General features: G+C 43.6%; 11 protein-coding genes. All 11 read right to left on the bottom strand.

Features of this window, described 5'->3' with window-relative positions; translation table 11 throughout:
* Window positions 1–106: 106 nt before the first annotated feature.
* The 11 genes from NST58_RS30565 to NST58_RS30615 all read right to left on the bottom strand — a co-directional run bounded on the left by NST58_RS30565 (window position 107) and on the right by NST58_RS30615 (window position 14998).
* A complete protein-coding gene (locus NST58_RS30565; RefSeq protein ID WP_076276915.1) occupies window positions 107–4075 on the bottom strand; it encodes an S-layer homology domain-containing protein in 3969 nt (1322 codons plus the stop codon).
* Between the two features lie 160 nt (window positions 4076–4235).
* Window positions 4236–5363 (bottom strand): MraY family glycosyltransferase, encoded by a 1128-nt coding sequence (locus NST58_RS30570; protein WP_036681523.1) that lies wholly within the window; start codon window positions 5361–5363, stop codon window positions 4236–4238.
* Window positions 5364–5479: 116 nt separating this feature from the next.
* Window positions 5480–6235: a WecB/TagA/CpsF family glycosyltransferase gene (locus NST58_RS30575; RefSeq protein WP_076220268.1), complete on the bottom strand. Its 756-nt coding sequence runs from the start codon at window positions 6233–6235 to the stop codon at window positions 5480–5482.
* 6 nt (window positions 6236–6241) lie between these two features.
* Window positions 6242–7375: a polysaccharide pyruvyl transferase CsaB gene (csaB, locus tag NST58_RS30580; protein WP_339245299.1), complete on the bottom strand. Its 1134-nt coding sequence runs from the start codon at window positions 7373–7375 to the stop codon at window positions 6242–6244.
* Window positions 7351–9387 (bottom strand): DUF5693 family protein, encoded by a 2037-nt coding sequence (locus tag NST58_RS30585; RefSeq protein ID WP_076219972.1) that lies wholly within the window; start codon window positions 9385–9387, stop codon window positions 7351–7353. The genes csaB and NST58_RS30585 overlap by 25 nt, the downstream gene beginning before the upstream one ends.
* A 128-nt stretch (window positions 9388–9515) precedes the next feature.
* Window positions 9516–11237, bottom strand: a complete 1722-nt coding sequence (locus NST58_RS30590) for a phospho-sugar mutase (RefSeq protein WP_076219973.1) — start codon at window positions 11235–11237, stop codon at window positions 9516–9518.
* 42 nt (window positions 11238–11279) lie between these two features.
* Window positions 11280–11702 carry a 3-hydroxyacyl-ACP dehydratase FabZ gene (fabZ, locus tag NST58_RS30595; RefSeq protein ID WP_036681536.1) on the bottom strand — a complete coding sequence of 141 codons (423 nt, stop codon included), beginning with the start codon at window positions 11700–11702 and terminating at the stop codon, window positions 11280–11282.
* Window positions 11703–11965: 263 nt separating this feature from the next.
* Window positions 11966–12190: a DNA-directed RNA polymerase subunit beta gene (locus NST58_RS30600; RefSeq protein ID WP_036681538.1), complete on the bottom strand. Its 225-nt coding sequence runs from the start codon at window positions 12188–12190 to the stop codon at window positions 11966–11968.
* Window positions 12191–12200: 10 nt separating this feature from the next.
* Window positions 12201–13022 carry a flagellar hook-basal body protein gene (locus NST58_RS30605; RefSeq protein ID WP_076099680.1) on the bottom strand — a complete coding sequence of 274 codons (822 nt, stop codon included), beginning with the start codon at window positions 13020–13022 and terminating at the stop codon, window positions 12201–12203.
* Window positions 13023–13073: 51 nt separating this feature from the next.
* Window positions 13074–13952 (bottom strand): flagellar hook-basal body protein, encoded by an 879-nt coding sequence (locus NST58_RS30610; protein ID WP_038573634.1) that lies wholly within the window; start codon window positions 13950–13952, stop codon window positions 13074–13076.
* A gap of 47 nt (window positions 13953–13999) precedes the next feature.
* Window positions 14000–14998 (bottom strand): rod shape-determining protein, encoded by a 999-nt coding sequence (locus NST58_RS30615; RefSeq protein WP_036681546.1) that lies wholly within the window; start codon window positions 14996–14998, stop codon window positions 14000–14002.
* Window positions 14999–15063: the final 65 nt, after the last annotated feature.

A 15063-nucleotide genomic window follows, 5' to 3' on the forward strand; every position in this document is an offset into this window, starting at 1 on the left:
ATACACAAATGGAAATGCGGGTTGTAGCTGCTCCACTAAAGTAGTAAGAAGAACGACCAATCCGCAAAAGTTCTCGCGAGATTGGCCGTTTTTTAATTCTAATCAATTAGTTAAATGTTTTTGGGAAAATACTTGTGCTCTTTTTAAGTAGCTCTACAGCAATCTTACCAGCCTCTGCACGAGTAAGCTTGCCCTTTGGATTGAAATTATATATAGGCTTCTTCTGCCCTGTAATCGTCACTGCACTGCCTTCCATGATCTTTGCCTTGGAAACTGCCTCAATGGCTGGTCGAGAGTAGAAATCCATATTACCGGTGTCTACAAAAGATTTGGATAGACTAGTTAACAGCTTGTTGTCATTTGTAGCCATCTTTAGCTTAAGTGCCCGAGCGATCATCACAGCCGCCTGTTCGCGTGTAACAGGTTGGTCAGGACCAAAGAACCCATCGCTTAATCCAGTAATAATACCTGCTCTTGCTGCAGTCTCAATATGCTTGAAGTCCCAAGTGGTAGAAACTGCCTCCGGAACAATATCGAAGAAAGTCTGCTGATTGTTATTATAGTTTAACGGAAGACTCAAGCCCTTCACTAACAATGTAGCAAACTCGCCCCGAGTAGTTGTATTATCCGCGCCAAATTGGTCAAAACGCAAATTTTTCATAATGCCTTTAGAATAAAGGCCATTCAGAACATTTCTTGCCCATGGATGATTAGTAATATCCGTATATCCACGACGAAGCTTCATTACAGTATAATACCCAAATTGATCAAATGGGACTGTAATCGTGTGCTTCTTTGTATCTACTTCTCCGCCAATATTCTCCCATTGACCGGAATCTGTATAACGGAAAACTGTAATCGTTGTGCCAACCTCATCAACAATATTTGGATTAAAGGTTAGTGTAAGTTCACCCCGCTGAGAAGGTACAATTTTGCGTTCAGCTTCAATTTGCGTGAAATTACCTTCTATAGAATATGGAGCGATCCCATTAGTTGCTGGTTTATAAAGAGCCGTACCTTTCGCACCCTTCTCTCCAAGTCCACCGCTGAGCCAATAAATATCAGACACACGTGAGAAGTTATTAGTTTCTACTGTTGAGTTAAACCGCAATACTAGATCTGAGGGAATCAACAGTGTACTCAAGCCCCCTGGTGTCCGGGCATCAGAATCAACGTTGATAGTATTCCCATAATCATTTTTACGTTCAACAACACCATCTACAGGATCAGCTATTCCGAACAATAGCTTTGTATCTGGATAATACTTAGCTGCCCCTGAGGTAGTGTAACCTTTCATAAGTGTTCCTTTAGGGAAGCTTAGCTCAAGTCCTTTATTAAACGCACTATACTTCGTTGCAACTTTCTCGGCCATATATTGCGTATCTACTTGAACCGCACTTGCATAATACACACTTACCGTATCACTGAGAGTAGAATCTGCTCGTACAATTTGAATTTTAATTGTTGTTGCTTTATCTGCTTTTAACCCCACATAGTCCAATGTGAAGCGATTTGGCAAATCTGTACGCTTTTCAGCCTCATATTTATCAATGATGACTTTAGTCGCACCTTCTGCTTCAATATCAAAGCGAACAAAGTTTTTGTTAACTACAATCTGTTCACCTACTGTTGCCACTGGAGACAGTATGCGATATGGAGATACTTCCCGAACAACTTCTAGACGTTGATTCGTACGTGCACCTGTATCATTAATTAATTCGAGATTATAAACAATGCTTCCAGCGGTTTCAGCTGGGATATCACGAATACGAAGCATAAATTCTGTGCTGTTACCCGAGAAATCATAATAATATTTTTGTTTATTATAAGTGAATTCATTCAACTTTCTATGTCCGGCAGCATCTGCTGTTAAAACTTCACTACCAAAAGAGAGAAAGAGATCTGATCCTTGGTACAAGTTAAGCTTAGTTGCAGCTCCACCCCTTAGTACCAAATCATATTTGGTTTGACTTGTAACGAACTTTTCATCTTTATAAATAAACTCTGAAGTTAACCCTAAAATGTCATTAAGCTCTTTTTCATTGTAGTCCTTCACTAAATCATGGGTAAAATCAACTCGCCCCTTTGATATAGCCGGATGGAATTGCGACAAATTCGAGACATTCGTATCGATAATATAAATTCGTAGTTCTTTTCGAATTTCTCTTTTATTATTTGCCTTATCCATCGAGGTTCCAACAAATACAATCTTGTTCTCGCCATAAACTAGTGGACCGGAAGAGGATATAGGTAAATCAAATGAAAACTTTGGATTAGCGAGCGTTACATCAAATTTGTATCCATCTTTATGTGCATCTGTAATTATTTTTTCATTCGAAATCCCATTAATGAAGAATTGAGGATTACCGATACTTTCAAATCCAATATATTCACCAGCAATAGTCATACTATTAGAGCCAGTAGCTGAATTAAAGGTATAAGTCTGCCCGTCATTCAAATTAGCTACATAAATATAGTTCTTCGAAACATAGGCAATATCGGCATTATAAAAAGACTGAGACCCCGAAAATTGAAATTTAACCTTTTGCTGTCCATTCGAGAAGCCTTCAACTTTATAAACCTTTTCATTATCCTTTAAGTTTGTAACATTAGTTTGTTCTGTTAACACTAATGAAGCACCTAAAGGCAGGTAAGAGGCCTGCAATTTCGCTGCAGCTTTTGCAGCAACATTTGTTTTCACCAGAATGTAGAAATCCGGTTTTTCGACCTGAGAACCATTTAACGCTAGTTTAGAAACGGAAGAAATGTCTACACTTCCCGATGTAGGTTCTGTATATCCAGAAAGATAGAACATATCTGTAATCACGGTCTCATCTTTCAGATATTTATAACTTTCCTTGGTTGAGGTTTCGTAAGATCCATATTTAATAGATAACACTACATTGCCAGAACCTGTAGCAAGGGTAAACGGTGATGTAGTCTCAAAAGAAACCAGTCGGTATTGAGGCGTCACACCGTCTGGGCCCGGAATAACTATTTCCTTCTGCTCTCCAGCATTCCCCGCCACTGATACATAAACACCATCTGCCGAAATCGTATATGACTTTAACACTTTAACCGGAACAACCTGATCATTAATTTTGACTGTATGATCATCTTCAAAAGATTTATCACTTGCACTATAAGGTAGGAGAACTTGTCCTATGATATTTGCAGTAGTATCTGAAGCAGTTAGTGTAGGAACATTATCAAGAATACTGTGGGCTCTATAATTCGTTCCATCCCCATGATAAATCTGCAAATCAGTAAAAGGTCTATTTGTATCAAAGTAATAAATTGAGCGTTTAATAGTAATCGAGTCCGCTGCATTCTGCACAACGATCTCCAAGGTATTTTCTCCTGATTTCAACGTTAATGCTGGTGTGAAAAACGTACCATCCTCAAGCAATGAGGTTTGCAGCGATGATCCTCCATTCAGAGAAACGCCAACTCGAGTGGCATTGGTCACATTACCTTGAAGCGTGATCTGTTGATTAGGAACAACAACCTTAGTTCCCTCATTCAGATTAATCGCAGAAGGTCCACCTCCGAGCACTTGCAGAGACGATATATAAGGAACCTTGTCATAGAGGACATAAAACGACTCTGAGCGTTCTAAAGTACCCTGCATCCCTGAGAAAGTAATTTTATTATAACCAGTAAACAATGTGAGACCGCTAGCAATAAAACGGTTAGTAGGATTCGTAGTATCAGTTGTAACCGCACCTGTTGTTGAGTGAGTAGCATCAGTAACCCACTTGCTACCATCCTGAGTCAATTGCTGCACAGTGACCTTCATTGTAGAAGTTGTTACTTGAGCATACGTACCAGTAATTGAGAAATTTGGGTTGCTTGTCTTGTAGACAGTTTGTCTAGAAATATTATATTTGGCATTCGAATCATTATCCGGCACAATCTCCTGTTTCAGCTCAATTGTATTCCGCAGCGTGAGATCATCCGGACTGAAGTATGTTGTGGTAGCCGCTGCCGCTATGGGCGTGTATTTACCTGGGAACATAGAAACGATCAAAGCCGCCAGCATCAGCCAAACGAACGGTCTCTTAAAGCGTTGCATGTGTTATATCTCTCCTTTGAGTATAAATTCTCGTAAACCTTCACTTTGTTCTTTATCGGTCATAGGAAGCGATATTTTTAGGGAAAACAACAAAAAACTCATCCGAAAAGGGATGAGTTTTGTTAGTTATAGAAAATATTAGAATAATACCATTAATAAATTAAGATTTGGAACCTCTTTCCGGATTAGCCTTCATACGAATTCTTAAAAAGAAATCAATCAGCGGACGTTTAGTCTTACCGATCAAACCTGTAACTTCCGCACCGATCTGCAAGAAGAAGAGCATGATGCAGATGACTACGAAGGTAACCCAGTTCGCCTCGTAAAGAGCGGCAGAGGATTGAATAACAGCTAAAACTCCAAAAAATGCAGCAATACCATAAATAATGAGCACAGTCTGACGATGACTAAAGCCTAGCTCGCGAAGGCAATGATGCAAGTGACCTTTGTCTGGTGCAAAGATTGGTTTCTTCTGCAGCTTACGGCGCACGATCGCAAAGAACGTGTCCGACAACGGTACACCAATAATAAGCAAAGGTGTAATAAACGAAACCACGGCAATCTGTTTAAACCCTAGCAAAGCAAGTAAAGCTAAGCAGAAGCCTAAGAACAGCGATCCCGTATCCCCCATAAAAATCTTGGCGGGATGGAAGTTGAAGAACAAGAATCCGATTATGCTACCCAGAAGCAACAGGCATAACATGGCAACCATCGTGTTACCCATCAAGAAAGCCATTACCGCAATCGTAGCAATCGCAATCCCTGATACACCAGCAGCAAGCCCGTCCAACCCGTCAATCAGGTTAACAGCATTGGTGACACCAACAATCCAGAAAATCGTAAGCGGGATAGCAATCCAGCTTTCCAATGAAGAATACGTATTGTTAAATGGAATATTCACAAAATCTACAGTAATACCAAAACCGAAAACTACAATACATGCTGCAACAATTTGGCCCAGCAGCTTCAACTTTGCTGATAATTCAAATCGGTCATCCAACCCTCCGATAAGTACAATCAGTCCGCCGCCACACAGCAGCGCTTTGATGAAGTTGGCCTCCCGCGGAGTGAACTCATATGGAATAATCGGCAATACGGCAAGCAGGCCTAACACAAACGCCAGAAAAATAGCTAATCCGCCAAGGCGGGGCATAATTTTCGTGTGCACTTTACGAGCATTCGGCACATCTGTCGCACCAATCTTAATGGCGAATTTCTTCACCAAAGGTGTGAGGCCAAGTGCGAGTCCCATGCATACGATAAATCCAGCGATGTATATGATTAACATTTGATCAGTCGACCCCCATTTCTCTACCGCATTGAATTATACGCTGTTACAAAAACAAATTCCAATCCCTTTTTTAGGCTATTCATCTGATTTTCTAGGTGAATATCGGCATTTGACTAGACTTTTGTTACTTTATCTTTCTCACGCGCCACTTTTAATGCGAATTTCGGCAACGCAAGCATTCTTTTGTACCGCGTAGGCTCTTTTAATAAACGGTACAACCATTCAATTCTCATTTTTTGGAAAACTTTTGGTGCTCTCTTGCTCTTGCCAGAAATTACATCAAAGCTGCCGCCGACCCCCATCATGATCGGAACACCTAAATTGGATTTGTGTTTTGCAATCCATGGTTCCTGACTATCCGCGCCTCTGGCCACAAATAATAAGTCAGGATTGGTTTTAACAATTCCAGCAATAATTTCATCGTCCGATTCCGGACCAAAATAACCGTCATGATATCCTGCAATAATAACACGCGGATATTGCAATTGTAACCTTTCAGCGGTTTCCTGAATCACCTCAGGTGTAGAACCAAGGAGATATACCTTCCAACCATATCTTTCACCCTGTTGCATCAATTCATGTAACAGGTCAAAACCAGCTACCCGTTCGGTTACAGGCTCCTTACAATAATTAGCAGCCCATACCACACCGGTTCCATCTGGGACAACCAATTCAGCTGACTTCATTATCTCCATATAAGCTGGATCTTCCAAAGCAGCCATAACCATGATCGGATTAGCTGTAATCACTTGATGCGGGATACGGGTATGAACCGCCTCTGTCAAATAAGCAACAGTTGCTGCCATATCAACCTTGGAGACTCTAATCCCAAAAATAGGAACTGTAGGTACCGCGCTTTCTGCTTTCACTTTAGATCATCCTTTATGGTGGAAATATTCTACGATTTGCCGTGCTGGAGCCCCTGCTTCTTGAATCAACGAGGAGAGGATCGTCTCCCGCTCATTTTTCCATCCCTCTGCTGTTTCCAAAAGATGGCCTATCTCAGCAGCAACTTGTCCAGCATCTAATGATTGGGTCGTGCCCACAGGCTGACACCGAACTCTGTCTAGAAAATGATCAATTTTCGGATCATAAGAGATACCAATCAGCGGAACTCGCCGCCCTGCGGCATAAATCAGGCTATGAAGACGCATTCCGATCAGCACTTCACATTGCCCTACTTCCCGCAGCATGTGTTGCGGATGACTGGCATCTTCACAAATACTGACCTGCCCCCCATGCTGGCTTATATTTTCTTCCAGCTTCTCCATCACATAACGTGAGGCTTCAATATCAGATGGAAGATGAAACGGAAGGAATCTTAAATGCAATGGTTTTTCAAGATTCGCCTTAATCAAGCCTTGAGCAAGAGCGTTCAGCTCCTTGTGATCTTGTTCCCAATAACGTACCGAAATACCTACTACCGGAAGTGAATCTGAAGACTCTGGTAATTCAGCAGCATCAGTATCTTCAGGTAAAGATAAGCCCATCACCGGGTCAGGAACAACCTCTATGTTCTTCTGTTCTAATCCCATAGAAAGTAAAAGCTCGCGGGATTGTTCATCCCGCACAGAGATATAGGTACATTTGCGAAACACTGATTTGATTAATGGGTGGAAAAGCTTACGATTCACAGGACCGATTCCTTGAGCATAAATAAAGGTCGGTTTACCCATCCACTGCGCAAGCTTGATAATACCTAAATAGTAAGGAATACTCTTGCTTCCTGTTACATCTTGCAGCAAGCTGCCTCCACCGCTGATCAGACCAGAACTCTCATAAATAGCTTGACGGACTTCAACCAGCTTCATCCGGTGCACAGATTTCACTCCATATGTGGCGCTAGTCCACTCAGGATCGATGGACAAGACAATGGGTTCTATCTCTATTCCTGCAGCTTGAGCATGTTGTTGCAGTGCAATCAATATAGATTGCAGTACCGCCTCATCCCCGCTGTTATGGAAACCGTAATAACCGGAAATAACTATCTTTTTAGGAGTGGCGACCATCGTTTCCAACACCCTTCTGCAATTTGCCATACGATTACGGCAATCACACCAATGATCAGTCCTAATCCAAGACCGAGCAAGCCACGAATGAGCGAGATCAGAACTGGCGAGTGAATATGAGCAAAGGTATCTACCATCGAGAGCTGACCGATTACAGCAATAATCATGATAAACGCTGCATTCCGATATCTAAAGGCCAAGAATGCGCCAAGAATTAATAACGGATGCGCTAGCAAAAACTCTTTATTACGCGGTCGAACGCCAACCGTATTTTCCAAGAATGTACGTAAAACCATTTCCAACGGACTCACACTGCCACCGTTACCTGTACGGGTCATGTAATAATAGCCAACAACCGCCAAAACAAAGGCAATAATAATCATCGCAAATGTGATTGGTGTCCGCAGCAGCTTACCTGTCTTGTTAAAAACAAAATCCCCGCGATACAAAAGCACGTAAAGTGCCACAAGACCGATAGGCGCCATATGAAGCAGACTGACACCACGGAACTGGTTGAGAACCAGGCTATAAGTAACATTATTAAGCAGTGCTATCATAAACGGCACAGCGCTCAAAGAGATCAGTGAAGTCTTAAAATAAAGCACTAAGCTATGTGTAAACCGGCGTTGCGGGCTCATAGCCTTATAGGTAAGGGGATTGCTCCGTAGAGGTGGCCCCATTTCATTAACCTTACGAATGGCAAGCACAACGGCAAGCGTTGGTGCACTTATCGCAGCGGCAAGCGCGAGCGCTTGTTCAAACATTTCAGGCTTCACTAGCATCAGGCCTGCACTTCCAATCAGACCTAACACCCAAGCAGCAAGCGTGAGCTGTGGAATGAAGTAAGAGACCAGCAGAGCCACTAAAGACACTGCCCCAACCACCGCAACTAGCTTAAAGTAACGTTGATAAGAGGAATCTACAACCTCAAATGCCGTAGCTTGTCCCAGTTTAAATCCATTGTCTTTAATCTGCTCAACTGCTCCGCCTGGTTCGCTTAGGCTGGTAATAAGGTTATCTAATGTATCTGTAACCTGTGCCTTAGCAGTATTTCTTGCAGGAATCGTGTTTAAGTAGATCATGCGGATATTCCGATCCTTTGTTGCCAGAGCGAAACGGTCCGAAATTACTTTTGGATCTAAGGCAGAATCTCCCTCACTAAGGGAATATAAACGTGTCACATTATAATCCAGCAAATAAGCGAGCCTGTTAAAGCCCTTTTGCTGTTTTTTAATATTCTCAATTGCTGCAATCCCCATTCCACGTTCCTTAAGGAGATTAGCAAAGTCAGTGATACTGCCAGTATCGGCATCATCATTAAACCCTTTAACAGACTCACCTTCAAATAGAATCCGTTTAACACCCAATTCCTCATAACGATCCAACAGCTTCTTTACCGTGGCTTCATTATAAGTCAGAGAATCCACAAGACGAGGTACAATACTGAATCCCTTGTTATGCAGCATGTCCAGTGTAAATGGATCGGGCTGCAGCGGCTTCAATGTAGCGTCTTCTAGCGGGGTCTCGATGATAAGACCCTGCTGTCCGCGGAAACTCCAGTCTCTTGAATTAATCCCAAGATTACTAAATGCTTCTTTAATTACAGGCGCTAAAGTATCGCTGTAATCAGCACTGGTAAAAAGAATATAGGTATAGTTTTCATTTTCAGGAATGATCGTGTCCGTAAGATTAGCTATATCAGCCGCACCCCATATCATTAGACGACGCGCCTTACGGTAATCTTCCAATGTGCTTTCGTAAATCGCCATGCTCTGTACACCAGCGTCTTTAAGGCGATCTAACTGTTCGGAAATATAATCTTGTGGATTTGCACGATAGCTGGCTACATCAACCAGATCACGATAATCAAATACAAATTCTACTGTCTTGGAAGACTTCTCCGTCTGCAGTCGATCATAGACCACAGGCAAGGCTGCTATAACGCCAACCACAACTATGATCCACAGCCACTTTCGGGAAGTAATATTCCAACGTTGCCATTTTTGCCGCACCAAAAGTACCTCCTCTTTCGCTTTAAAAACTCTTTTAACAAAAGTAGAAACGGATCGTCATCCTTTTAGAGACGGTACCCGTTTCTACGTAAAATATAATTCACAATATAGAAAGCACTCTATATTTATTATTGTCCCCCGTCAACGCGAGCCATAACCTGTTTCGACAGTGCAGCAACCTTATCCTTAGCATTCTGCAGGGAGTCACCCACTACTGCAAAATAAACCTTAATCTTAGGTTCTGTGCCGGAAGGGCGCAGGCAGAACCAAGATCCGTCAGCCAGCAAATACTTCAGTACATTTTCCTTCGGCAGTCCATTTAAGCCCAGGGAATAATCCTGAATTTCTGTTACGGCAGATCCAGCAATTTCTTGTGGTGCATTAGAACGCCAATCATTCATGATTCCTTGAATTTGCGCAACGCCATCTTTGCCTTTCAGCGTACGGGACTCCAAGCTTTCCAAGAAGTATCCGAACTGCTTGTACAATTCCTGAAGAACATCATATAATGTTTTGCCTTGAGCTTTATAATAAGCACCTGCTTCAGCGATAAGCATAGCAGCAAGAACAGCATCCTTATCGCGAGCATAATTGCCTGCAAGATAACCATAGCTTTCTTCATATCCGAAAAGATATGTGTATTCTCCGGATTGTTCGAACTGGGTCATCTTTTCTCCAATATATTTGAAGCCAGTCAGCGTATTAAATACAGTTGCACCATAATGAGAAGCTACAGCAGCCCCCATTTCACTAGTAACGATAGTCTTTACAACCGCACCATTGCTAGGCAGCTTTCCTTGTTCCTGCAAACGACTCAAATAGTAATGAATCATCAGTGCTCCGGATTGATTACCGGACAGAACAACAAATTTACCTTCATTGTCGCGAACTACCGCACCCATACGGTCTGCATCAGGATCTGTACCAATCAAAAGGTCAGCATTCAACTCTTCGCCCAGCTTCATAGCCAGCGTAAAAGCTTCACGCTCCTCCGGGTTCGGCGATTTCACTGTAGAGAATTCAGAATCCGGCTGTTCTTGCTCAGGTACAACATGTACCTGGGTGAACCCGATTTTCTCAAGTACACGGCGGACTGGCAAATTACCTGTACCATGCAGCGGAGTGTATACGATTTTGAAGTCTTTTCCAAGCGTAGAGGCAATCTCTTCACTTGCAAGACTGACCGCAGCAACAGTATCGGTAAACGCTTCGTCATCCTTCTCTCCTAGCCAGTGCAACAGCCCTTGAGCTTCAGCTTCTTCTTGCGAAATCCGCTTTACACCATCAAAAGTGTCAACCTCTAGTATGTAAGAAATGACCTTTTCGGCTTCGTGTGGTACAAGCTGTCCGCCTTCCGAATTATAGACCTTATAACCATTGTATTCAGGAGGGTTATGGCTCGCGGTGATTACAATACCACCCGTTGCTTTCAAATAACGCACGCTGAATGACAGCTGTGGTGTTGATCGAAGGGAGGTAAACAAATGCGCCTCGATGCCATTAGCAGCCAGTACAAGAGCAGCCTCAAGTGTGAATTCAGGCGAGAAGCGACGAGAGTCATGCGCGATAACAACCGAAGGTCTGCCTTCTCCAGTATGCTTTTCTAGAATATAATTAGCGAAGCCTTGTGTAGCTCTGCCAACAGTATAACGATTGATACGATTGCTGCCCGCACCAATAACCCCACGCAAGCCGCCTGTACCAAACTCTAAGTCTCTGTAAAAACGCTCTTCAAGCTCCTGTGGCTCATTCTCCAGAGCGCGAAGCTCTGCCTTTGTAGCCTCGTCAACAGAAGGGTCCTGCAACCAGCGGGATAATGTGTCTGCCGCTTTCGCACTTAATTGAGTCATATGAATCTCTCCTTTAGATATATTTATAGAAAAATAAAATATTTAGCTCAGAGCAAACATAATTTCTCCAGAGGCTACAACCTTACCTTCAACGGAAGCAGTAGCTTGTCCTTTTCCGATGCTGCCCTTAAGGCGGGTGATCTCTACTTCAAGAGTAAGTGTATCGCCCGGTACTACTTGACCGCGGAAACGGAATCCGTCCAGCCCAGCTAAAAAACCGATTCGGCCGCGATTAGCCTCTACTCCCAGGATAGCAACCGCACCCACTTGTGCAAGGGCTTCTGTAATCAGTACACCCGGCATTACCGGATAGCCCGGAAAGTGACCTACAAAGAACGGTTCATTGATCGTTACATTTTTGATTCCTACAGCTTTTTTGCCCATTTCAATCTCGATAATTTTGTCCACCAGCAGAAATGGAGGCCGATGGGGGATGATTTCTTGAATTTGGTTGATATCCAGCATTATGACAAAACTCCTTTCGGATGTTGCACATTTTCTTTTATTCTTTGCCGAAATGCATAAAATTAGGCAGGTTCGGTAAAAACTATATTTATCCTTCACCAACTGCAGAAGTGGAGGTTGAGATAAGGGGCTTTCTCCACCGGATGCGGCAGCATGGCGGAGAGGGCCCTTTTTGCTGCCCGAGGCCCCCCACCATTATACATTTTTCAGCATAAAAAAGAAAACTCCCTTGTATAACAAGGGAGTGGTTAAATCATCTTCATTTATGGAGCAAAAACCAAATCATATACATGTCTCCACGTGCTCCACTGCAGAGCATCGCTTAACTCTTTCTTACCCAGGACAACGTAACCGACGGCCAGGCCGCCTCCAAGTGCAGCTACGAGAAGCAAGGGAATAAGAACCCATTGTATCATGGTCCATTTGGAGATCCCTCGTGGAGAGGGTTCTTTCTTCTCTTCCGATTTAACTTTTTCCTGTCGATCCATTCCTTCACCTCTACGCGCGCATGTTATTGGCTAGACCAAACATCTGATCACTGGACGAAAGTGCCCGAGCTACGAGTTGATACGTGCGTTGAATCTGCATCATTTCTGTCATTTCTGAGGTCATATCGACATTCGACTGCTCCAGCCATCCTGAGCGCACTCCAATTCCAGATGCCTCGCCTGCCGCTCTTTGTACAAAAGCCTGCTGTGCTGTAACTCCATCTGCAAGCATATAGAAATTCCCGTCGACAGCCTTTAAGGCATTCTGTGTCTTAGGTTCTACTATCATTATAGTACCCGCTACCTGAACAGGTCCATTCTCTGTCTTTTTCGTTAACACACGACCGGATTCATCGATAGCAGCATTCACACCTACAGGAACCGTTAGAGGTTTGCCCTCTGTATTTAAAACAGAGTTTCCAGTGTTATCAACCAATACCATCTTTTTAGCATCAGTCGTATCAGGAATAAAGTGAAAATCACCCTGACGTGTGTACGCCGTAGTACCATTGACCTGAACACCAAAAAGCCCGTTGCCCTGAATGGCTAAGTCGGTCGGACTCCCTGTTTCTTTAAGGGGTCCCTCTTCCCAATTCGTTGAGATCGAAGGCACATAAGTCCCAAAACCCATATTAAAGCCTAGAGGTGTAGAACGGCCCGGTTGGTCATAATCATCTGATTGCTGTTGTACACGAGTCAGCACGTCCTCAAAAGAGCCCTGCTTGCTCTTATAACCATTGGTATCCATGTTGGCTAGATTATCCGCTATAATATCAAGCCGCTGCTGAAGGCTCGACATGGAGACTGCTGCACTAATCGTTGAGTTGTTCATAGATCAAACCTCCTATAAGCTCTACCTGTAAAGCTCATTCCTAAGCACTGCCTATACCCTGCCAACTTCACTTACAGCCTTCTGCAAGCTGCCATCATAATATTGAACAATCTTCTGGTTCGCTTCATAAGCCCGATAGGCGGCATTCAAATCCACAGTAACCTGAGTAGGATCTACATTGGAGCTTTCCAGGTAACCTTGGCGTACTTGCATGTTATCTGTTCCGTTAGAGAAACGGATATCTGCCGCCTCTACATCATCAGCGTGAAATACACCATTACCGTCACGTACAAGCTCCTGTGGCTTTGTTACTACACTCACACCAAGCTTGGTCCCTGTCGGAAGTCCTGTTACTGGATTAAGCAAATTACCCTGCCCGTCCACTTTAAGGGTGTCCTGATTTCCTGTCAAGACAAGGGGCTTGCCTGTGGAATCAAGAACCTTGAAGCCACCACTGCTCAGTACCTCTCCTGTAGCCGCGTTTATTGAGAAGCTCCCATTTCGCGTATACAGATTATTCCCTTCAGCATCCTGTACAGTAAAGAAGGCCTGTGGACGATAAACAACCTCACCCTCAGGGCTTACATATTTGCCTGAACCATCAAAGGAGATATTTTGACCTGTCACAGGATCAGCTACTTGCAAATCCGTAGATAAAGCAAAATCCATGGTCTTGCCGCTCTCCCTTAAATCACCCTGTAAATATTGGGATATCGATTGTTCTGCAAAAACCCCAGTGTTAAGGCGCCCCACTGGCTTTGTATTGCCATTACTCATAGCAGAGATCAATACATCCGGAAAAGCATGATTGACACTGTCAACCTGCTTGTACCCCGTTGTATTCAAGTTAGCGATGTTCTGTGTTGCCGTATCATGTCTACGCTGCTGTGTAACCATACCTGCAGCGGCTGTATATAATCCTCTTATCATGAAGGTAGTCCCCTTCCGAATCTTTTGCTACCTTTTATATCGGCTGCTTAGAACTTTTTCTTAACGACCTTGTCCAAATTATCTAGCATTATTCCGGTTCCCTTAACTACACAATGCATCGGGTCTTCCGCTATCCACACCGGAACATGTAATTCTTCTGAGAGGAGCTCGTCCAATCCATTAAGTAAAGCGCCACCACCAGTTAGAACAACACCCCGGTCAATAATATCTGCTGATAGCTCAGGCGGTGTACGTTCCAGAACGGACTTAGCAGCTGCCACAATAGAAGAAACCGGATCCCATAGTGCTTCTTTTACCTCGCCTGAAGTAATAGTGAGCGTCTGAGGGAGTCCACTTACCATATCACGACCACGAATATCCATTTCAGCCTGCATCAGGCCTGGACGCACGGTGCCAATTGTAACCTTAATATCCTCTGCCGTACGTTCACCGATTAACAGCTTATACTTTTGTTTAATATATCTTAAAATGGCCTCATCGAACTTGTCTCCTGCGACTTTAATCGAAGAAGCGGTAACGACGTCGCCCATAGAAAGTACGGCTACATCCGTCGTTCCGCCACCGATATCGACGACCATGTTCCCACTAGGCTGATAAATATCCATTCCCGCTCCGATTGCAGCGGCTTTTGGCTCTTCCTCCATAAAAACTTCCTTAGCCCCGCTCCGCTCTGCCGCTTCCCGTATGGACTTCTGTTCCACAGATGTAATATTTGTAGGGGCGCAAATCAGAATACGGGGCCGTGCGTACCAGGACCGGCCGCCAACGCGGTCGATAAAATACTTGAGCATCATTTCTGTGATTTCAAAATCTGCAATGACACCATCCCGTAGAGGACGGATTGTTATAATATTTCCAGGTGTACGTCCAACCATGCGACGTGCCTGTTCTCCCACCGCAAGGACTCTCTTCGTATCACTTTCAAGTGTGACCACGGAAGGTTCATCCAGAACGACTCCCCTTCCTTTAACATGTATGAGCACATTGGCCGTGCCGAGGTCGATTCCGATATCCTTGCTAAACATAATGAAAGAGCCCCCAAAGTGTTATTTTAATTGAAAAAACAGCAGTTAGTACTAAATTTAAAAAT

This window comes from Paenibacillus sp. FSL R10-2796 (assembly GCF_037965315.1).
GTDB lineage: Bacteria > Bacillota > Bacilli > Paenibacillales > Paenibacillaceae > Paenibacillus_AQ > Paenibacillus_AQ odorifer.